At 53.1% G+C, this 21,116-nt stretch carries 15 protein-coding genes; 12 read left to right on the forward strand and 3 right to left on the reverse strand.

Annotated features, from left to right (window positions below):
* The 4 genes from dnaA to gyrB all read left to right on the forward strand — a co-directional run bounded on the left by dnaA (position 1) and on the right by gyrB (position 6,170).
* Positions 1–1,401: a chromosomal replication initiator protein DnaA gene (gene dnaA / locus EOS98_RS00005; RefSeq protein ID WP_000059089.1), complete on the forward strand. Its 1,401-nt coding sequence runs from the start codon at positions 1–3 to the stop codon at positions 1,399–1,401.
* Positions 1,402–1,405: 4 nt separating this feature from the next.
* Entirely contained in the window at positions 1,406–2,506 is a 1,101-nt protein-coding gene (gene dnaN, locus EOS98_RS00010) for a DNA polymerase III subunit beta (RefSeq protein WP_000673474.1), read from the forward strand.
* Between the two features lie 147 nt (positions 2,507–2,653).
* Positions 2,654–3,727, forward strand: a complete 1,074-nt coding sequence (gene recF, locus EOS98_RS00015) for a DNA replication/repair protein RecF (protein WP_000060081.1) — start codon at positions 2,654–2,656, stop codon at positions 3,725–3,727.
* Positions 3,728–3,755: 28 nt separating this feature from the next.
* Positions 3,756–6,170 carry a DNA topoisomerase (ATP-hydrolyzing) subunit B gene (gyrB, locus tag EOS98_RS00020; protein ID WP_000072047.1) on the forward strand — a complete coding sequence of 805 codons (2,415 nt, stop codon included), beginning with the start codon at positions 3,756–3,758 and terminating at the stop codon, positions 6,168–6,170.
* Between the two features lie 350 nt (positions 6,171–6,520).
* On the opposite strand, the gene EOS98_RS00025 is transcribed toward gyrB, so the two are convergent.
* Entirely contained in the window at positions 6,521–7,213 is a 693-nt protein-coding gene (locus EOS98_RS00025; RefSeq protein WP_126523726.1) for a hypothetical protein, read from the reverse strand.
* A gap of 436 nt (positions 7,214–7,649) precedes the next feature.
* On the opposite strand from EOS98_RS00025, the gene yidA reads away from it, so the two are divergent.
* The 4 genes from yidA (at position 7,650) to EOS98_RS00050 (ending at position 11,946) form a co-directional block, all read left to right on the forward strand.
* The gene (gene yidA / locus EOS98_RS00035; protein ID WP_000985571.1) at positions 7,650–8,462 is read left to right on the forward strand and encodes a sugar-phosphatase; all 813 of its coding nucleotides are present in this window, start codon (positions 7,650–7,652) and stop codon (positions 8,460–8,462) included.
* Between the two features lie 201 nt (positions 8,463–8,663).
* Positions 8,664–9,686, forward strand: a complete 1,023-nt coding sequence (locus EOS98_RS00040) for a hypothetical protein (RefSeq protein WP_023253779.1) — start codon at positions 8,664–8,666, stop codon at positions 9,684–9,686.
* Entirely contained in the window at positions 9,683–10,822 is a 1,140-nt protein-coding gene (locus EOS98_RS00045) for a BamA/TamA family outer membrane protein (RefSeq protein ID WP_001078025.1), read from the forward strand. The genes EOS98_RS00040 and EOS98_RS00045 overlap by 4 nt, the downstream gene beginning before the upstream one ends.
* Entirely contained in the window at positions 10,819–11,946 is a 1,128-nt protein-coding gene (locus EOS98_RS00050; protein WP_023224010.1) for a DUF4056 domain-containing protein, read from the forward strand. Before EOS98_RS00045 ends, EOS98_RS00050 begins: the two co-directional genes overlap by 4 nt.
* Before the next feature lie 104 nt (positions 11,947–12,050).
* On the opposite strand, the gene torS is transcribed toward EOS98_RS00050, so the two are convergent.
* Positions 12,051–14,786: a TMAO reductase system sensor histidine kinase/response regulator TorS gene (gene torS, locus EOS98_RS00055; RefSeq protein WP_064047230.1), complete on the reverse strand. Its 2,736-nt coding sequence runs from the start codon at positions 14,784–14,786 to the stop codon at positions 12,051–12,053.
* A 79-nt stretch (positions 14,787–14,865) separates the two neighbouring features.
* Between torS and torT the strand changes: the two genes are divergently transcribed.
* Complete coding sequence (gene torT / locus EOS98_RS00060) at positions 14,866–15,906, forward strand: TMAO reductase system periplasmic protein TorT (protein ID WP_001202046.1); 1,041 nt, start codon at positions 14,866–14,868, stop codon at positions 15,904–15,906.
* On the opposite strand, the gene torR is transcribed toward torT, so the two are convergent.
* The gene (torR, locus tag EOS98_RS00065; RefSeq protein ID WP_001747553.1) at positions 15,879–16,571 is read right to left on the reverse strand and encodes a two-component system response regulator TorR; all 693 of its coding nucleotides are present in this window, start codon (positions 16,569–16,571) and stop codon (positions 15,879–15,881) included. The genes torT and torR overlap by 28 nt on opposite strands.
* A 129-nt stretch (positions 16,572–16,700) precedes the next feature.
* Here torR and torC point away from each other — a divergent pair, with 129 nt between their 5' ends.
* Genes torC through torD form a run of 3 tightly spaced genes read left to right on the forward strand, consistent with a single transcriptional unit; the run spans position 16,701 to position 21,052 of the window.
* On the forward strand, positions 16,701–17,885 hold the full coding sequence (gene torC / locus EOS98_RS00070; protein ID WP_001230254.1) for a pentaheme c-type cytochrome TorC: 1,185 nt from the start codon (positions 16,701–16,703) through the stop codon (positions 17,883–17,885).
* Positions 17,875–20,427, forward strand: a complete 2,553-nt coding sequence (gene torA, locus EOS98_RS00075; RefSeq protein ID WP_064000774.1) for a trimethylamine-N-oxide reductase TorA — start codon at positions 17,875–17,877, stop codon at positions 20,425–20,427. Before torC ends, torA begins: the two co-directional genes overlap by 11 nt.
* Positions 20,420–21,052, forward strand: coding sequence for a molecular chaperone TorD (gene torD, locus EOS98_RS00080; protein WP_126523728.1), 633 nt, complete (start codon positions 20,420–20,422; stop codon positions 21,050–21,052). Before torA ends, torD begins: the two co-directional genes overlap by 8 nt.
* The last annotated feature ends 64 nt before the right edge of the window (positions 21,053–21,116 follow it).

The raw sequence follows: 21,116 nt of genomic DNA on the forward strand, positions 1-21,116 counted from the left end.
GTGTCACTTTCGCTTTGGCAGCAGTGTCTTGCCCGATTGCAGGATGAGTTACCAGCCACAGAATTCAGTATGTGGATACGCCCGTTGCAGGCGGAACTGAGCGATAACACGCTGGCTTTGTATGCGCCAAACCGTTTTGTGCTCGATTGGGTAAGAGATAAGTACCTCAACAATATCAATGGATTACTCAACGCATTCTGCGGCGCGGATGCCCCACAACTGCGTTTTGAAGTGGGAACAAAGCCCGTTACGCAAACGCTAAAAACGCCTGTGCATAACGTTGTCGCGCCTGCGCAGACAACAACGGCGCAGCCGCAGCGCGTAGCGCCTGCGGCCCGTTCGGGCTGGGATAACGTACCAGCGCCGGCGGAGCCGACCTACCGCTCCAACGTCAATGTTAAACATACATTTGATAACTTCGTCGAAGGTAAATCCAACCAACTGGCGCGCGCGGCGGCACGTCAGGTGGCGGATAATCCTGGCGGCGCCTATAACCCGTTATTCCTCTATGGCGGCACCGGTCTGGGTAAAACTCACCTGCTGCACGCGGTGGGTAACGGCATTATGGCGCGTAAACCCAACGCGAAAGTCGTGTATATGCACTCCGAGCGCTTTGTGCAGGACATGGTAAAAGCCCTGCAAAATAACGCCATTGAAGAGTTTAAACGCTACTACCGCTCCGTTGACGCATTGCTGATCGACGATATTCAATTCTTCGCCAATAAAGAACGATCCCAGGAAGAGTTTTTCCATACCTTTAACGCTCTGCTGGAAGGCAATCAGCAGATCATTTTGACGTCGGATCGCTATCCGAAAGAGATCAACGGCGTTGAGGATCGTCTCAAGTCCCGCTTTGGTTGGGGGCTAACAGTGGCGATCGAACCGCCAGAACTGGAAACCCGCGTGGCGATCCTGATGAAAAAAGCGGACGAAAATGATATTCGTCTGCCAGGCGAGGTCGCGTTCTTTATCGCCAAGCGTCTACGCTCTAACGTACGTGAACTGGAAGGCGCGCTGAACCGGGTGATCGCCAATGCCAACTTTACCGGCCGGGCGATTACTATCGACTTTGTGCGCGAAGCGCTGCGCGATTTACTGGCGTTGCAGGAAAAACTGGTCACCATCGACAATATTCAGAAGACGGTGGCGGAGTATTACAAAATCAAAATTGCGGATCTGCTTTCTAAGCGTCGATCTCGCTCGGTAGCACGTCCGCGCCAGATGGCTATGGCGCTGGCAAAAGAGCTCACCAACCACAGTCTGCCGGAAATCGGCGATGCGTTTGGCGGGCGCGACCACACTACCGTACTTCATGCCTGTCGTAAAATTGAGCAACTGCGTGAAGAAAGCCACGATATCAAAGAAGATTTTTCGAATTTAATCAGAACATTGTCGTCGTGATCCTATGAAATTTACCGTTGAACGTGAACATTTATTAAAACCGCTTCAGCAGGTCAGCGGCCCGCTGGGCGGTCGTCCTACGCTGCCGATTCTCGGTAACCTGCTCCTCCAGGTAGCGGACGGTACGCTTTCTCTGACCGGCACCGATCTTGAAATGGAGATGGTCGCGCGCGTTACGCTTTCTCAGCCGCATGAGCCGGGCGCCACTACCGTGCCGGCGCGGAAATTCTTTGATATCTGCCGCGGCCTGCCGGAGGGCGCGGAGATTGCCGTTCAGTTGGAAGGCGATCGGATGCTGGTGCGTTCTGGCCGTAGCCGCTTCTCGCTGTCTACGCTGCCTGCCGCCGATTTCCCGAATCTTGACGACTGGCAAAGCGAAGTTGAATTTACGCTGCCGCAGGCCACGATGAAGCGCCTGATTGAAGCGACCCAGTTTTCGATGGCTCATCAGGATGTGCGCTATTACTTAAACGGTATGCTGTTTGAAACGGAAGGTAGCGAACTGCGCACTGTCGCGACCGACGGCCACCGCCTGGCGGTGTGCTCAATGCCGCTGGAAGCGTCTTTACCCAGCCACTCGGTGATTGTGCCGCGTAAAGGCGTGATTGAACTGATGCGTATGCTCGACGGCGGCGAAAACCCGCTGCGCGTGCAGATCGGCAGTAATAATATCCGCGCGCACGTCGGCGACTTTATCTTTACCTCGAAGCTGGTGGATGGTCGCTTCCCGGATTACCGTCGCGTTCTGCCGAAGAATCCGGATAAGCATCTGGAAGCGGGCTGCGATATCCTCAAGCAGGCGTTTGCCCGCGCGGCAATCCTCTCGAATGAGAAATTCCGCGGCGTGCGTCTGTACGTCAGTGAGAATCAGCTTAAAATCACCGCCAATAACCCGGAACAGGAAGAAGCGGAAGAGATTCTGGACGTGAGCTACGGCGGGACGGAGATGGAAATCGGCTTTAACGTCAGTTACGTGCTGGACGTGCTCAATGCGCTGAAGTGCGAAACCGTGCGCATTATGCTGACGGATTCCGTATCCAGCGTACAGATTGAGGATGCGGCGTCACAGAGTGCTGCCTACGTTGTTATGCCAATGAGGCTGTAGAATCTGAAAAGGGGCTGGTTTACTTGCCATTTCGCCTCCCGACAGTGCTCGAAATGCTCACGTACTTCGTGTACGCTCCGCTTTCTGCGCGCTGGCGGTAGACGAACTGGCTGCGACACACACGCCCCTGGACGAATGTACTAATATATGTCACTGACGCGCCTTTTAATCAAAGACTTCCGCAACATAGAAAATGCGGATCTCGCTTTATCCCCCGGCTTTAATTTCCTGGTTGGCGCCAACGGTAGCGGCAAAACCAGCGTGCTGGAAGCTATCTATACGCTTGGCCACGGTCGGGCGTTTCGCAGTTTGCAGCCTGGCCGCGTGATTCGTCATGAGCAGGAAGCGTTTGTTCTTCACGGGCGATTACAGGGCGAAGAGCGTGAGACGTCGATTGGCTTAACCAAAGATAAGCAGGGCGACAGCAAAGTCCGTATCGACGGTACCGACGGTCACAAGATCGCGGAGCTGGCGCATTTAATGCCGATGCAGTTGATTACGCCGGAGGGGTTTACTTTACTCAACGGCGGCCCCAAATACAGAAGAGCGTTCCTTGACTGGGGATGCTTTCACAACGAAGCCGGATTCTTCACCGCCTGGAGCAACCTGAAACGATTGCTGAAACAGCGTAATGCCGCGCTGCGCCAGGTGAGTCGTTATGAGCAATTGCGCCCGTGGGATAAAGAGCTGATTCCGTTGGCGGAACAAATTAGTACCTGGCGGGCGGAGTACAGTAGCGCTATCGCACAGGACATGGCGGATACCTGTCAGCAGTTTTTACCTGAATTTTCCCTGACGTTCTCTTTCCAGCGCGGCTGGGAGAAAGAGACAGACTATGCGGACGTGCTGGAGCGAAGCTTTGAGCGTGACCGTATGTTGACCTACACCGCGCACGGGCCGCATAAAGCGGACTTTCGCATTCGCGCCGACGGCGCGCCGGTGGAAGATACCCTGTCGCGCGGGCAGCTAAAGTTATTGATGTGCGCCTTACGTCTGGCGCAGGGCGAGTTCCTCACCCGCGAAAGCGGGCGGCGCTGCCTGTACCTGATAGATGATTTTGCCTCTGAACTTGACGATGCGCGTCGCGGACTGCTGGCCAGCCGCTTAAAAGCCACGCAATCGCAGGTCTTTGTCAGCGCAATTAGCGCTGAACACGTTATAGACATGTCGGATGAAAATTCGAAGATGTTTACCGTGGAAAAGGGTAAAATAACGGATTAACCCAAGATTAAATGAGCGAGAAACGTTGATGTCGAATTCTTATGACTCCTCCAGTATCAAAGTCCTGAAAGGGCTGGATGCGGTGCGTAAGCGCCCGGGTATGTATATCGGCGACACGGATGACGGCACCGGTCTGCACCACATGGTATTCGAGGTGGTAGATAACGCTATCGACGAAGCGCTCGCAGGTCACTGTAAAGATATCGTCGTGACTATTCACGCCGATAACTCCGTGTCCGTAACGGATGATGGCCGTGGCATTCCGACCGGGATTCACCCGGAAGAAGGCGTCTCGGCGGCGGAAGTGATCATGACCGTTCTGCACGCGGGCGGTAAATTTGACGATAACTCCTATAAAGTCTCCGGCGGTCTGCACGGCGTGGGCGTCTCGGTAGTCAACGCTCTGTCGCAAAAACTGGAACTGGTTATCCAGCGAGATGGCAAAATTCACCGTCAGATCTACGAGCACGGCGTGCCGCAGGCACCCCTGGCCGTCACTGGCGATACCGATAAAACCGGCACGATGGTACGTTTCTGGCCGAGCCACGAAACCTTCACCAACGTCACTGAATTTGAATATGAGATCCTGGCGAAACGCCTGCGTGAACTGTCATTCCTGAACTCTGGCGTTTCCATCCGCCTGCGCGACAAGCGCGATGGTAAAGAAGATCATTTCCACTACGAAGGCGGCATCAAGGCGTTTGTTGAATATCTCAACAAGAATAAAACGCCGATCCACCCGAATATCTTCTACTTCTCCACCGAAAAAGACGGTATCGGCGTGGAAGTAGCGCTACAGTGGAACGATGGTTTCCAGGAAAACATCTACTGCTTTACCAACAACATTCCGCAGCGCGACGGCGGTACCCACCTGGCAGGCTTCCGTGCGGCGATGACCCGTACGCTGAACGCCTATATGGACAAAGAAGGCTACAGCAAAAAAGCTAAAGTCAGCGCCACCGGCGATGATGCCCGTGAAGGTCTGATTGCGGTGGTTTCCGTAAAAGTACCGGACCCGAAATTCTCCTCACAGACCAAAGATAAGCTGGTCTCTTCCGAGGTGAAATCGGCGGTAGAACAGCAGATGAACGAACTGCTGAGCGAATACCTGCTGGAAAACCCATCTGACGCGAAAATCGTCGTCGGCAAAATTATCGACGCCGCGCGTGCGCGTGAAGCGGCGCGTCGCGCCCGTGAAATGACCCGTCGTAAAGGCGCGCTGGATTTAGCCGGTCTGCCGGGCAAACTGGCGGACTGTCAGGAACGCGACCCGGCGCTGTCCGAACTGTACCTGGTGGAAGGGGACTCCGCGGGCGGCTCTGCGAAGCAGGGGCGTAACCGCAAGAACCAGGCGATTCTGCCGCTGAAAGGTAAAATCCTCAACGTCGAGAAAGCGCGCTTCGACAAGATGCTCTCCTCTCAGGAAGTGGCGACTCTGATCACCGCGCTGGGCTGCGGTATCGGTCGCGACGAGTACAACCCGGACAAGCTGCGCTATCACAGCATCATCATCATGACCGATGCGGACGTCGACGGCTCGCACATCCGTACGCTGCTGTTGACCTTCTTCTATCGTCAGATGCCGGAAATCGTCGAGCGCGGCCACGTTTACATTGCCCAGCCGCCGCTGTACAAAGTGAAGAAAGGCAAGCAGGAACAGTACATTAAAGACGACGAAGCGATGGATCAGTACCAGATTTCCATCGCGCTTGACGGTGCGACTCTGCACGCGAACGCTCATGCGCCGGCGCTATCCGGCGAAGCGTTAGAAAAACTGGTCTCTGAATATAACGCCACGCAGAAAATGATTGGTCGTATGGAGCGTCGCTTCCCGAAAGCGCTGCTCAAAGAGCTGGTGTATCAGCCAACTCTGACCGAAGCCGATCTTTCTGATGAGCAGACTGTAACGCGCTGGGTGAATGCGCTGATTACCGAGCTGAACGAGAAAGAGCAGCACGGCAGTCAGTGGAAGTTCGATGTTCATACTAATACGGAACAGAATCTGTTCGAGCCTATCGTTCGCGTGCGTACGCATGGTGTGGATACCGATTATCCGTTGGATCACGAGTTTGTGACCGGCGCTGAATATCGTCGTATCTGCACGCTGGGCGAGAAGCTGCGCGGTCTGATTGAAGAGGACGCGTTTATCGAACGCGGCGAGCGTCGCCAGCCGGTAACCAGCTTCGAGCAGGCGCTGGAGTGGTTGGTGAAAGAATCACGTCGCGGTCTGGCTATCCAGCGTTATAAAGGTCTGGGTGAAATGAACCCGGATCAGCTGTGGGAAACCACCATGGACCCGGAAAGCCGCCGTATGCTGCGTGTGACCGTCAAAGATGCGATTGCTGCCGACCAGCTGTTCACCACGCTGATGGGTGATGCCGTTGAGCCGCGTCGTGCCTTTATTGAAGAGAACGCCCTGAAAGCAGCGAATATCGATATTTAATATTCCCGCGTAATCTCTCCCTTATATAAGGGAGAGATTTAGTCTGTAGGTTGAGGGGAGCGAATCCCAACATTTAACAGCGCCTGGAAGGTTTGTCAGCAGTCTGAGATTTAGTAACGCATCGGGGGTAGTGAGTGCAATATAATGACGTATCCAATACCAAGAATTATAGCCACTACAAGTATCGTTAAAATTAATATTTCTAATAATTTGTTCATAATATATCCTTGATGTATTTTCCATTGTTTAGCATTAAAGATACTTTGTTGGTTGGATAGAGTATTTACTCCGCCATCCGACAAGGTAAGGCTGACATAGAATGCCTGAATACATTCAGGCATTCTTTATTATTAGTAGCGCATCGCCGGTAAAGAATTCATGATAATAATATAGCCAATTGCCTGGAAGGGCGCAGTGACAACATCGCCAATAATAGAGAATGGCATTAATAAAACCTTAGCCGAGAAATGCTTCTTATCACGTGTGAAATTTATTTTATGGGAAGATTTTAGTAATATTTCATTTTCATTATCGGCATCTTTGGGTTGGATTTTTCCTGCTAACGTAAAATAAAAAGGACTGCCAGGATCGTTTTCATGTACATAAAATGCCTCTCTGACTTTTGATTTTTCTTCTTCCGTCAAAGACTTATATCTGTAGCTAATATCTGAAGGGCGGACGCAATGAAACTCATTTTGTTTGTTCCCTTTTTTACTATCGGTAGAACAGTAAAGCTGTTTGGAAAATTCGATAATTCTTTTATCGATATGAGGGTTATTCAGTAAAGTGACGAAATTTCTGGTTGTTGTGTTGATATTATCATCTTTTATATCAAGTTGATAATTATTGTCTTCACCAACAAATGTCCACGTTTCCTCTCCGTTTGTGGTCGTTGATGGTTTGATACTTTTTATTTCATCTGTTTTCCAGACTTCTGTCGTGGGTGCGCTTTCCGTTTTTATAGTATCGAGTAAAGATGACGTCATACAACCGCTTAAAAAATAACTCATGGCAATGGCTGATATTATTTTAATTATTTTCATGAATGTATTCCTTACATGTCATATTCGTTATTATTACCACGCCGCTAATTTTATTGCTATTTTTTCTATCTGCGCTTTCTTACCGGTGTGCCGTTTAATCGAAAGCTGTGTTATTTTTATTTTTTTAGAGAGTACTAACGGTAATTGTCATCAAATTATTCATTCCTCAAATGGTTTAACGGGACACCCAGTCTCTTTTTCTTCTATAGACGGTGAGTTTCCCAATAACCTCCTTTATTTTTCTGTATGTTATTGCCTGATAAATCGGTCAATGCACAATAGAAGCAACCATTGTAAAGACCGTTAAACTCCTCATCATGTCGGACAAAAGAGGAATCTTTTTCCAGAGTTTATCCCCCTTTCTCTCGGATTCTTTACTGTTTTTTGAGCGGAATCGCGTTAGCATGAGTCAGGACTCATTTAATGCGGGGATTTCATGGCTATCAAACTTATTGCTATCGACATGGATGGCACCCTTCTGCTGCCCGATCACACCATTTCTCCGGCGGTTAAAAACGCGATTGCCGCTGCGCGTGAAAAAGGGGTAAATGTGGTGCTGACCACAGGCCGTCCGTATGCGGGTGTGCACAGTTACCTGAAAGAACTTCACATGGAACAGCCCGGCGATTATTGCATCACCTATAACGGGGCGCTGGTGCAGAAAGCAGGGGACGGCAGTACGGTTGCGCAAACGGCGCTCAGCTATGATGACTACCGTTACCTGGAAAAACTGTCCCGTGAGGTGGGTTCTCACTTCCACGCATTAGACCGAAATACGCTTTATACCGCTAACCGCGATATCAGCTACTACACGGTGCATGAGTCGTATGTAGCGACCATTCCGCTGGTATTTTGTGAAGCAGAGAAGATGGACCCGAACACCCAGTTCCTGAAAGTTATGATGATCGATGAGCCTGCCGTTCTCGACCGGGCGATTGCGCGTATACCGGCAGAGGTGAAGGAAAAGTACACCGTGCTGAAAAGTGCGCCGTACTTCCTTGAAATCCTCGATAAACGGGTTAATAAAGGCACCGGCGTAAAATCACTGGCCGAGGCGCTGGGTATTAAGCCAGAGGAGGTGATGGCGATTGGCGATCAGGAAAACGACATTGCGATGATCGAATACGCCGGTATGGGCGTGGCAATGGACAACGCCATTCCGTCGGTCAAAGAGGTGGCTAACTTTGTGACTAAATCGAACCTTGAAGATGGTGTTGCCTGGGCGATTGAACAACATGTTCTGTCCTGATTCACTCCGGCCCGATCGCCGTCGGGCCGATAGTTCCACCCATGAAGCTAATGTGTTGCAACAAAGACGTTGTAGAAAATAGTTTTTTATTTCAAAAGATTAATTCGCACAGAAATCCCGCCCACCAGGCGACGATTACTATATTCTCCCTCCTCCTTTCGATCCGGCGGCGCTTCTCGCCTGAATAAACGCTTCATTATTATGAAAAAACGCTCCCTTTTGCTGCTGGCGCTGTCCGCTATGGCTTTTTCTACCTGGGCGGCTACCAGCCCCCCGGCGAACCTGTCGCCTGTTTATAGCTATCAGGATGACGCCCCATCTGCTGCCACACCGCCAGTCGCGACAACGCCGGTGGCAAAGCCTGCCAGTACATCAGTGTTGCCTTTTCTGGGTGATGAAGCCCGAAAGCGTGGCTATGAGCTTCCCGAGCCATTTGGCCTCAATATTAACTACATGAATATTGGGCAGAATATTAACGTTGATAGCATCAACTTTAATGGCCTGGCTTTAGGTCCCAACGGGGGAATTCCATTAGATAACGCATTTAAAATTAACGTCGGTCATACCCGTGAAAAGAGCAAGACCGAAACGGTGAAGCTGGATGCCTGGCTGCTGCCATTTATGAATGTGTACGGCCTGGTGGGCTATACCGATGGTCATTCCATTTCGCAAATTGGTGTTGGGTTGATGACGAAAAATGGCCACGTTTTTCATCCCGCCGATCTGCAAAACCTCAAGTTTAAACTCGACTTTAAAGGCACTACCTATGGCATCGGCACCACGCTGGTCGGCGGTGTAGGTAACTGGTTTACCGCTGTTGATGCTAACTACACCCAGACACAGTTCGATATTCTTGATGGCAGCATCGACGCCTTTACCGTCTCACCTCGCGTTGGTTACCGTTTTACCACCCCGGGTATAGATAAGATGCATCTGCCGTCGGGCAAGCTAAACGTCTGGGTCGGCAGCATGTATCAGGATGTGCAGCAGGAGTTTAAAGGCAGCCTCGACGACCTGACCATGCCGTCAGCGACGCTACAAAGGCTGGTGAGTATGGCTAACTATAACAATAACGGCCGCTTTGACGTCAAACAGCATCTACAATCACCGTGGAACATGCTGCTGGGCGCTCAGTATGAAATAACCCGCCATTTCAACGTTACCACCGAGTTTGGCTTTGCCGAGCGCAATAGCTTCTTTGTGGCCGGTGAGTACCGCTTTTGAACCGCTGCCATTGCCGACTGTTGCTTTGCGTCGCTGGTGTGCTATCCGGCGTGGCGCAGGCGGCGCTGCCCAGCCGCAGTCAGGTGGACGGCTGGCTACAACAAATGGGGGATAGCGATACTTACGATGCCGCCAAAGGCGTCAACTGGGGAGTAATGCCCGGGCCATTTTATACCCCTGAACTGGGGTTGGGCATCGGCACCGCCATCGTCGGTATGTATCGCCCCGATCCTGCCGATAAGGTTAGCCAGGTATCCACGCTGTCGCTGAGCGGCTATTTTAGCTCCACAGGCGCTTTTGGCGTAAGCCTGCAAAATTACGCTTTTTTCGCGCAAGATCGCTGGCGTTTCTTCCTCACTGGCGCATTGAGCGACACGCCCACTTACTATTGGGGACAGGGTTTTGCCGCCGGTGATAAAGACAGCCATAAGCAGGCCTATACTGCGCAGGTGCTGGATCTGCAACCCATGCTGTATCGTCGGCTGGTCAACAATATCTATCTTGGCGTTGGCTGGACGCTGGATATACAGCACGCCGCGCAAATTGATGAGACCGATCCGCCCAAAATTCAAAGTACAGCGCAGGGCTGTTCTTCACTGAGTAACGGCGGTAGCGTTGAGATTAGCTGGGATGATCGTGATTTTATACCTAACCCACGCAAAGGGCAGTATGCCACCCTTCGCTATACCCACTTCGCACCGGACGTCGGTAGCGATACGCGGTTTGATGAATACCAACTGCACTATAGTCGTTACCATGCCCTCAATGATAAAGATGTGCTGGCCTGGGAAACGGACGGCGCCTTTACTCAGGGTGATGTGCCGTGGAATATGCTGCCGCTGCTGGGCAGTAACCATCGTATGCGCGGCTATTATGAAGGACGCTACCGCGATAAAAATGCTATCAGCGGTCAGCTGGAATATCGCCATAAGCTGAGCTGGCGGCATGGCGTTGTCGGTTGGGTGGGCGCGGGCACCATGGGATCGTCTTTGCACCATCTGGATGACGGACGATGGCTGCCTTCTGCGGGCGTGGGCTATCGCTTTGAGTTCAAGCCGCGCGTCAACGTGCGGCTGGATTACGGCGTGGGCAAAGCTAGCAGCGGTTTTTATTTTCAGGTAGGAGAAGCATTTTGAGGTCCGTCGTTCGGGTTATCTTTCTGGCGCTGCTGTTTCTGGCGGGGAGTGCCCGCGCCGCCTTACCACTGTCGCTCTATCTGTCCACTCACCCAATGCCTGCTGCCAGTGAAGCCTGGCCGACGATGCCGCCGCAGCCGCTGCCAAAGGGGTTGCGGCCGTGTTGCGCTTTTGGTTACGACCTGCATGCCGAGCTGCTGGGACTGCCGGTTCCGTTCTATCAGTTAAATAACATCGTGACGGTGGACTCGCTGGGGCATCATCAGTACAACGACCATCTGTACTCGGGCGTGGCAAACCTGATTGGCCTTAGCGGTGAGAATAACGGTATTGTGTATACCTTGCGTGGCGGATTCATCGACACCGCACATGTGCGGGATACCGCTGATATGACAGTGTATATCTTCAGCCAACTACTACCAAAGCTGGGGCAGGCTTTTACGCTGAATCTGGGCGAGGAGCTGGCCGAACGGCGTCTGGTTTTTACTGCTTTTACCCCTCCGGTCGATGCACGCGAGCGTTACACGCTGGCCGCCTGGCTGTCGGCGCATCTGGCGTTCCAGGTGGCGGAGTGGCACGAAATCGCCCAATGGTACGGTTTCGAGTCTGTTCGCGGATTTTCTGAGGGAGTATCGGCCTTTTCGCCGGAAGATCTCTATTCTAACCTCGCGGGTGCCCGTCTGGCGGCGTCTTTAATTGTCGGCGGCCAGACGAAAACGCAAGAGATGTACAACACGGCGATGGAAACTGCGCTGCGGCAAGCGCTGACGCAGCTGGCAGCGCAGCCGGCGCAGATCACCCGTTTTCAGTTTGATATGCTTGATGGCCGTTGGTGGAACAGCCAGCGGCGGGTACCGGAAAAATATCTGGTGCTGCATCGTAATTATCAGATGGGCGATGACCGCCTGCCGACCGCCATTCCTGGCGAGATAATGCCGCTATTGCCGCTGAGCTTGCCCCATCGCTGGCGCGGTATCCAGCTTAGCACGCTGGCGCAACTACAATTGTGGCCCAGCGAGGATATGGCGCAGCTACCGCCTCCCGCGCACTATTACAGCGAAAAAGATTTTGCCGCCCTGGCGGAGCAGGCACGGCTACAGGACGAAAAAACACAGAATCATTAAACAGGCAGTAGCCGTAGGCTATTTCCCTCTTATACCCTCGGCGTACTGTTTTATGTCCTGATAACTGGCGATGTGAAACGCGTCGTTTGGCGAGCCGGAAGCTATTATGGCGAAGGATGATCGGCTATCCATGCGTCGAGCGCCGTCACTCCCTGCGTCACGATAGTTTTAATATCTATATCGCTAAGCGGTTGCAATTCCAGCTCCCGACAGGCTTCGGTTGCCTGCGTCATCCCCAGGCTGGCGCAGCCGCTTTTTAATTTATGCGCCAGCCGCTTAATGTTAACGTCGTCATTCATGGCGCGCGCCGCCTCGATCTCCTCGACTAAAGGCAGCGCGCTGTCTTTGAATAACGCGACCCATTGCCGGAGTTTTTCCGGGCCGACAGACGCCATATCGCCGGCAAGCTGATGTTCATTCAGCATCGCCCGCGCATTGTGAGATTTGCCCTGTAAATAGTGCGCTATCATGCGGTAAAGCTCCTCGCGGGGAACGGGCTTTTGAATAATCCCGCAGAAAAGACCGGCGGTACGCTGACGAAGATTATCGTCTATCACATGCGCGCTAAAACCGATGCGTTTCATGGCGGGATACTGACTCATCAACTGCTGCGCCAGGGTTAAGCCGTCATAATCCGGTAAATCAAAATCCACCAGCGCCACATCAAAGGACTCGCCTTCGGCTAAACAGCGTAGCGCGTCATTCGCGCTTTCAGCTACTGAGACCTTCACCCCTTTACCCGTGAGCATTTCAGCGGTAATACGCTGCGTCAGCATATTATCTTCAATCAGCAACAGGCGTAGTCCGTTAAGATTTATCGGTTCTCTGAACGCATTTTTGCTTGCGGGTTTGGGGTGGCGAACCGGCAGTTGTAAACGAAAACAACTGCCAACATGAAGCGTACTGGTGACGGTTAGCGTCCCGCCCATTGCCTCTGCCAGGCTGGCGCTGATAGCCAGCCCCAGGCCCGTCCCGCCCCGGCGTCCAGTCGCCTGCACAAACGGTTTGAAAATAGCCGTCAGCTTTGCTTCAGGGATACCGCACCCGGTATCTTCAACCTCAATAAACCAGCTCTGATCGTCGCAAAACGTGCGCAGCACTATGCTGCCGCGATCGGTAAATTTCGCCGCATTACTTAAAAGATTAATCACAATTTGACGTATCCGGCGCGGATCGCCTTGTAGCGTGGAGGGGAGTTGCTCGCTAAAGTCGGCGATGAGCGCCACCTGCACGCGGCTGTGCATTAAATGCAGCGCGCTATTCAACAATTGTCGCGGTTCAAACGGCTCCTCGCTAATAGAAACGTTGGTGCCGCCTACTTCAATCGCCGAGTAATCAAGAATATCGTTAAGAATCGCCAGTAGCGATTCGCCTGAATCATTAATGGCCTGTAAGTCGTCGCGGTAGTTTGCCATGAGCGGTTTATCGGCCAGCAATTGTACCGTACCGAGAATGCCGTAAAGCGGCGTGCGAATTTCATGGCTCATGGCGGCAAGGAACGTCGATTTCGCCTCGTTGGCCTTTTCCGCTTCGGCGCGCGCCTGCCGGTGTTCCAGCACCAGCGCATGAAGCTCCGCCGTTTGCGATCGCACCTGTTCCGCCAAATCCTCACGATGGCGGTTCAATTTGCGCACGTTGGCGCGAAACGCTTCCATCAGACGGCTGATGGTATCCAGTTCGCTGACGCCAGCCGCCTCCGGAAACGGCGAATCAATATCGCCCTCCAGTAACCGCTGTAAGGCCTGCGTTTGTTGCGCCAGCGGGCGGGATACAGAACGGTAAACCACTCGCCAAAGAATAAAACTTAATGAGCACAGCGCCAGGATACCTAAGATCACTAACCCTATTTGCCCACGCTGACTGGCGTGTGTAAGACGCGCTAACCCAGCCTCGTTTCGTTTTTCGATGGCGTTCACCAACTGCGACACTTCCGTACTGAAGCGGGTAAACTGAAAGAGGTTATTGGCCATAAGCGTTTGAAGCTGGTCGCGGATGGCGTTTTCCTTACGAAACAGGGTAACCAGTGTGGTGTACTGGTTTATTTTCTCCAGCGCGTCGGCGATTTGGGCGCGAACGGTAGGATCTTCTATACGCTGCTGGCGGCGGGATAAAATTTTAACCAACTGATTAAGTTTTTCATCGGTGTCCTCGGCATCGCTCAGCCCTTGCGCGTCTTTTAAGGTCACAATGAGCTGCTTAAACCGCAGGGCATTGACCCGCAACTCATTCATCTGATTCACATACTCAAGGTCGATATCAATCAATCGGTCAAGCGCGCGTTCAGCCTGATCCCCTTTACCGCTTTCGATAAGATCGTAAATACCGGCCTGGGTGGCGCCCGCAGATGTCGCTGCATTATTGGCCTGACCGTGAGCCTGGGCGGCAATGCTTTCCGCCGCCTCCGCAATCTGGCGGCTTAACTGCTGTTGCTGTGCGCGCAGCGTGAGAATTTCACCGACCAGCGTTCCCTGTTGCCCAAGCGTTTGCGCAATCTCTTTTTCTTGCCGGGCGATGGCCGAGGTATTAAATCCCTGCTCGCTTAATGCCTGCAAAAGATGGTTAATTTTAAGGCTTTGCGCTTTCAGCATCTTCCCCTGCGCCAGCCAAACGCCCTCACTGTCGGCATTGGTCAGATTTTGCGCGGAAAAGAGCTCGTAAGCGCTGGCTTCGCTTAACTGCCTGGCCATATTCATCGTCGGGAGCAGCGCTTGCGTATTGGTTTGCTCCACCTGACTAATGACGCGCAGGCTTATCCAGCCGATCACGGTGCTGAGCAGGGTGAGTGCCGCCATCAGGGCGAAGGCCAGCCATAATCTGCGGGTCAGTGAAGGCGTTGACATTTATGCGCCGCGGGTGAAATGGGTTGAGTTGCCGCCGGAAAAACCATTAGGATAAAACCTTGTTGCTGGTGGGGCTATCATGCGCGCGCTTATTTCGTTCTTTTTTTTGATAATCATCGTCTCGAATGTAGAAACGGCGTCAGCCGAAACCGGGTTGCTACACTGGACGCGCGCCGATCGGGCGATTCCCTGGCGGCAAACGTCAGTCAATGCGAGTAAACCCTGGAAACTGTGCGCATTATACCCCAGCCTGAAAGATTCTTACTGGTTGTCCGTCAACTACGGGATGCAAAAAGCGGCCAAATTGTATGGCGTTGATTTAAAAGTGCTGGAAGCGAATGGCTATCGGCAACTGGCGACGCAACAACAGCAAATGACGCAGTGCCGGGAGTGGGGCGCCGACGCTATTCTGCTTGGCAGCAGTACCGATCGTTTCCCGGAACTGGAACGGTATGCCGGTAATGTGCCGGTTATTGAACTGGTGAACATGATTCACGATGCCAGCGTCGCAACCCGCATTGGTCTGCCGTGGTTTCAGATGGGGTATCTGCCGGGACGTTTCCTGGTGCAGTGGAGCAAAGGAAAAACGCTTAACGTTTTACTCTTCCCGGGGCCGGAAGAAGCCGGCGGCAGTCAGGAGATGGTGGCGGGTTTTCGTCAGGCAATTAAAGGCAGCGCCATCAACATTGTGGATATCGCCTGGGGCGATAACGACATTGAAGTGCAACGAAACTTACTCCAGGAAATGCTGGAGCGCCATCCGGACGCCAATGTGGTCGCCGGGTCGGCGATAGCGGCGGAGGCGGCGATGGGCGAAGGGCGAAATTTGACGACTCCGCTCACGATCGTCTCATTTTATCTGACGCATCAGGTTTATCGCGGTTTAAAACGCGGCCATATCCTGATGGCGCTCAGCGATCAGATGGCCTGGCAGGGAGAATTAGCGATAACGCAGTCGATTAAGGTCTTACAGGGGCAACCGGTGCCTGAAAATATCAGCCCGCCGGTGCTTATTTTGACGCATAACAACGCTGACAGCGCGCGCGTTCGCCGTTCGCTATCGCCTCCGGGATTTCGGCCCGTCTATCTGTATCAATACACCTCCGAGGCTAAAAAGTAGCCTTCGCCATGCTGTGTGACCAGCAGTTCCGGCGTAATTTTATGACGTAAGCGGCGAACCAGGACATCAATCGTGCGGAGATCCGGGGTCTCTACGCGGCGGGCGGAAAGCATTCGCAGCAGGCGTTCGCGATGCAGCACTTTGCCTGGGTTGGTCACAAAGGCCAGCAGTAGCTCGTACTCCGCGCGCGTAAGCTTAATGGCTTCACCGTTGTACTCCAGCGTGTGATTCATCACGTTCAGGCAGTAGCCGGAAAACATATAGCAGTTTTCACTGGCATTTTGCGGCGTGGGGCGGGCCAGATCGATGCGCCACAAAAGATTTTTCACCCGCACTACCAGCTCGCGCAGTTCCAGCGGCTTGGTGACGTAGTCGTCCGCGCCCATCTCCAGTCCGACGATGCGGTCGATTTGGTCGCAACGCCCCGTCACCAGAATAATGCCCACCGTGGAGCGTTCTCGTAGCGCCCTGGTCAGCATCAACCCGTTTTCATCGGGGAGGTTGATATCCAGCAGGATCAGCGAAACGTGCTCATGCTCCATGATGTCGCGCAGGCCCGCGCCGCTGTCGGTCACCGAGACACGATACCCCTCCTGCTCAAAATAGGCCTGTAATCTGGCCTGAGTAACAGGTTCATCCTCAACAATAACAATGTGATGTGACATCCTGCGCGCGGTCTCTTTCTGTTCATATCTGTTCATATATTGCCGTATCCCGTTCATCCTGACCAGTGACGCTGTTCATATTTGCGGAATAAGATCTGCGCATTAAACCATATAATTACAGGGGCTATTATGCGAAAACTCTGGAGAGCGCTACTCAGGCCAAGCGCCCGTTGGTCGATACTGGCGCTGGTCATTGTCGGGATTGTGATCGGCGTTGCGCTGATCGTGTTACCTCACGTCGGTATCAAACTGACCAGTACGACAGAGTTTTGCGTCAGCTGCCATAGTATGCAGCCGGTGTATCAGGAATATAAACAGTCCGTACATTTCCAGAACGCTTCCGGCGTACGCGCGGAATGCCACGATTGCCATATCCCCCCTGATATTCCAGGCATGGTGAAACGTAAGCTGGAAGCCAGCAACGATCTTTACCAGACATTTATCGCCCACTCGATTGATACCCCGGAAAAATTTGAAGCCAAACGCGCCGAGCTTGCCGAGCGTGAATGGGCGCGCATGAAAGAGAATAACTCCGCGACCTGTCGTTCCTGCCATAACTACGATGCGATGGATCACGCGAAACAGAACCCGGAAGCGGCGCGGCAAATGAAAATCGCCGCGAAAGAAAATCAATCCTGCATCGACTGCCATAAAGGGATTGCCCACCAGCTACCGGATATGAGCAGCGGTTTTCGCAAACAGTTTGATGAACTGCGCGCCAGCGCCAGTACGCATAATGACGGCGATACGCTCTATTCGCTGGATATCAAGCCGATTTACGCCGCTAAAGGCGATAAAGAACCGGCAGGTTCGCTGTTACCTGCTTCTGAAGTGAAAGTCCTTAAACGGGACGGTGACTGGCTGCAAGTGCAAATCGAAGGCTGGACGGAGACGGACGGTCGCCAGCGCGTGCTGACGCAGTTGCCCGGTAAACGTATTTTTGTCGCCTCGATTCGCGGCGATGTGCAACAGCATGTGAAAACGCTGGAAGAGACCACCGTCGCGGCGACCAATACTCAGTGGAGCAAATTACAGGCAACTGCGTGGATGCAAAAAGGCGACATGGTAAATGACATTAAACCGATTTGGGCCTATGCCGACTCCCTCTATAACGGCACCTGTAATCAGTGTCACGGCGCGCCGGACAAAGCGCACTTTGACGCTAACGGCTGGATCGGCACGCTCAACGGCATGATCGGTTTCACCAGTCTGGATAAGCGTGAAGAACGTACCTTGTTGAAATATCTCCAGATGAATGCGTCTGATACCACCAACACGCCGCACAGCGATAAGGGAGAACACAATGAAAAATAAGGACACGCTACACGTCTCTCGTCGACGTTTTCTGGCGCAGCTTGGCGGCTTGACGGTGGCAGGAATGCTGGGGCCGTCACTACTGACGCCCCGTAGCGCCCGCGCGGCGGATGCCGTTGCACCAGGCGCCGCGACGAAAGAGGGTATCCTTACCGGCTCTCACTGGGGGGCGATTCGCGCCACGGTGGTTGACGGTCGATTTGTGGCGGCAAAACCGTTTGAACAGGATAAATACCCGTCCAAAATGATCGCCGGTCTGCCCGATCACGTCCACAACGCGGCGCGTATTCGCTATCCGATGGTGCGCGTCGACTGGATGCGCAAAGGTCATCAAAGCGACACCTCGCAGCGCGGCGATAATCGTTTTGTGCGCGTCTCCTGGGATGAAGCGCTGGATCTGTTCTATCAGGAACTGGAGCGGGTGCAAAAAACCTACGGGCCGAGCGCGTTACTGACGGCGAGCGGCTGGCAATCTACCGGCATGTTCCATAACGCCTCCGGGATGCTGGCGCGCGCGATTGCGCTACATGGCAATAGCGTCAGCACGGGAGGGGACTATTCGACCGGCGCGGCGCAGGTGATTCTGCCGCGCGTGGTGGGTTCAATGGAAGTGTACGAGCAGCAAACGTCATGGCCTCTGGTTTTACAGAACAGTAAAACGATTGTGCTATGGGGTTCTGATATGGTGAAAAACCAGCAGGCAAACTGGTGGTGCCCGGATCACGATGTCTATCAGTACTATGAACAATTAAAAGAGAAGGTTGCCAGCGGCGCTATCTCGGTCATCAGCATCGACCCGGTCGTCACCTCCACGCACGATTATCTGGGGCGCGATAAGGTCAAACATATCGCCATTAACCCGCAGACGGATGTCCCGTTACAACTGGCGCTGGCGCATACGCTGTACAGCGAGAAACTGTACGATAAAAATTTCCTCGATAACTACTGCGTCGGTTTTGACCAGTTCCTCCCCTATTTGCTGGGCGAAAAAGATGGACAGCCCAAAGATGCCGCCTGGGCGGAAAAACTGTGCGGTATTGACGCCGACACCATCCGCGCGTTGGCGCGGCAGATGGCGGGCGACAGAACGCAAATCATCGCTGGCTGGTGCGTACAACGTATGCAGCATGGCGAACAGTGGTCATGGATGGTCGTCGTGCTGGCGGCAATGCTGGGACAGATTGGTTTACCGGGCGGCGGCTTTGGTTTTGGCTGGCACTACAACGGCGCCGGGACGCCTGGTCGTAAAGGGATCATTTTAAGCGGCTTTTCCGGTTCGACGACCGTTCCGCCAGTACACGACAGCACGGATTACAAAGGCTACAGCAGCACCATTCCTATTGCGCGTTTTATGGATGCCATTCTTGAACCGGGCAAGGTCATTAACTGGAACGGCAAATCGGTTAAATTACCGCCGCTGAAGATGTGCGTGTTCGCCGGGACCAACCCGTTCCACCGACACCAACAAATTAACCGCATAATTGAAGGCTGGCGCAAGCTGGAAACGGTCATCGCCATTGATAACCAGTGGACGTCGACCTGCCGCTTTGCGGATATCGTTTTGCCGGCTACCACCCAATTTGAGCGTAACGACCTCGATCAGTTCGGCAACCACTCTAACCGCGGCATTATCGCCATGAAACAGGTGGTGTCGCCGCAGTTTGAAGCGCGTAACGACTTTGATATTTTCCGCGATCTCTGCCGACGCTTTAACCGTGAAGCGGCATTCACGGAAGGTCTTGATGAAATGGGCTGGCTGAAACGCATTTGGCAGGAAGGGAGCCAGCAGGGAAAAGGTCGCGGTATCCACTTACCGACTTTCGAGGTGTTCTGGAATCAACAGGAGTACATCGAGTTTGATCATCCGCAGATGTTTGTGCGCCATCAGGCTTTCCGTGAAGATCCGGACCTGGAGCCGTTGGGCACGCCAAGCGGTTTGATCGAGATTTACTCCAAAACGATCGCCGACATGCAATACGACGATTGTCAGGGCCATCCCATGTGGTTCGAAAAAATCGAACGCTCGCATGGCGGGCCGGGATCGCAGCGCTGGCCGTTGCACTTACAATCCGTCCACCCTGATTTCCGTCTGCATTCCCAACTGTGCGAGTCGGAAACGCTGCGTCAGCAATATGCCGTTGGCGGCAAGGAGCCGGTCTTTATTAACCCACAGGATGCCAGCGCGCGCGGGATCCGCAACGGTGACATCGTGCGGGTATTCAATGCACGCGGGCAGGTACTGGCGGGGGCGGTAGTTTCCGATCGCTATGCGCCGGGCGTGGCGCGAATTCATGAAGGCGCCTGGTACGATCCTGATAAAGGCGGCGATCTCAATGCGTTATGTAAGTACGGCAACCCTAACGTATTAACGCTGGATATCGGTACATCACAGCTCGCGCAGGCGACCAGCGCGCATACGACGCTGGTGGAAATTGAAAAATATACCGGCCCTATTGATAACGTCACAGCGTTTAACGGTCCGGTCGAGATGGTCGCGCAGTGTGAATATGTACCCGCATCGCAGGGGAATCCGCATGATTAAGCAGCCAGCGCTTGCTCAGGAACAGTACGCCTGCGTATATGCATGGCTGGCGTTACTCTTTTTCCGGGAAGTGGATGATGAAGGGTTAATACAATTACAGTCCGCGGAGATCGCGGACTGGCTGGCGCTGTTAAAGCGTCAGCCTGCGCTGGCGGCGTCGGTGGCGTTACTCGAACAAAAAATTGCCGCGCTTAGCCTGCGCCAGGATGCGCAGTTGGAGCTGGCCGCGGATTTTTGCGGATTGTTCCTGATGACGGATAAAAAATCGGCCTTGCCCTACGCCTCGCAATACCCGCAGCAGGACCCCGGCATGATTAAACATTTATTGCTTGAAGCCGGGATGGAAGTCAACGACGATTTTAAAGAGCCGGCCGACCACCTGGCGATTTATCTGGAATTACTCAGCCATTTACATTTTTCATTGGGTGAATCGTTCCAACAACGGAGAATGAATAAATTACGCCAGAAAACATTGTCGTCATTACTGGAATGGCTTCCGGAATTTACAAATAATTGCCTTAAGCATGATCCCTATGGTTTTTATGCTGCGTTAAGTCAATTATTGTTGGCTATCGTTCGTTTTGATGACGGAAAAGAGGATTTATCCATTGTTGCGGTTGAATAAACCCTGTGACGGGCATCGCAAAATAAATCTTACGATAGTCGGGGGTTATCATATCTATAGGTTT

It is taken from the genome of Salmonella sp. SSDFZ69 (assembly GCF_004010755.1).
GTDB classification, from domain to species: Bacteria; Pseudomonadota; Gammaproteobacteria; order Enterobacterales; family Enterobacteriaceae; genus Salmonella; species Salmonella enterica.

What these genes read in the sequence shown, in the direction of transcription:
- dnaN (WP_000673474.1), top strand. Translation starts at nt 1,406, where the DNA reads ATGAAATTTACCGTTGAACGTGAACATTTATTAAAACCGCTTCAGCAG.
- recF (WP_000060081.1), top strand. Translation starts at nt 2,654, where the DNA reads ATGTCACTGACGCGCCTTTTAATCAAAGACTTCCGCAACATAGAAAAT.
- gyrB (WP_000072047.1), top strand. Translation starts at nt 3,756, where the DNA reads ATGTCGAATTCTTATGACTCCTCCAGTATCAAAGTCCTGAAAGGGCTG.
- EOS98_RS00025 (WP_126523726.1), bottom strand. Translation starts at nt 7,213, where the DNA reads ATGAAAATAATTAAAATAATATCAGCCATTGCCATGAGTTATTTTTTA.
- yidA (WP_000985571.1), top strand. Translation starts at nt 7,650, where the DNA reads ATGGCTATCAAACTTATTGCTATCGACATGGATGGCACCCTTCTGCTG.
- EOS98_RS00040 (WP_023253779.1), top strand. Translation starts at nt 8,664, where the DNA reads ATGAAAAAACGCTCCCTTTTGCTGCTGGCGCTGTCCGCTATGGCTTTT.
- torS (WP_064047230.1), bottom strand. Translation starts at nt 14,786, where the DNA reads ATGTCAACGCCTTCACTGACCCGCAGATTATGGCTGGCCTTCGCCCTG.
- torT (WP_001202046.1), top strand. Translation starts at nt 14,866, where the DNA reads ATGCGCGCGCTTATTTCGTTCTTTTTTTTGATAATCATCGTCTCGAAT.
- torR (WP_001747553.1), bottom strand. Translation starts at nt 16,571, where the DNA reads ATGTCACATCACATTGTTATTGTTGAGGATGAACCTGTTACTCAGGCC.
- torC (WP_001230254.1), top strand. Translation starts at nt 16,701, where the DNA reads ATGCGAAAACTCTGGAGAGCGCTACTCAGGCCAAGCGCCCGTTGGTCG.
- torA (WP_064000774.1), top strand. Translation starts at nt 17,875, where the DNA reads ATGAAAAATAAGGACACGCTACACGTCTCTCGTCGACGTTTTCTGGCG.
- torD (WP_126523728.1), top strand. Translation starts at nt 20,420, where the DNA reads ATGATTAAGCAGCCAGCGCTTGCTCAGGAACAGTACGCCTGCGTATAT.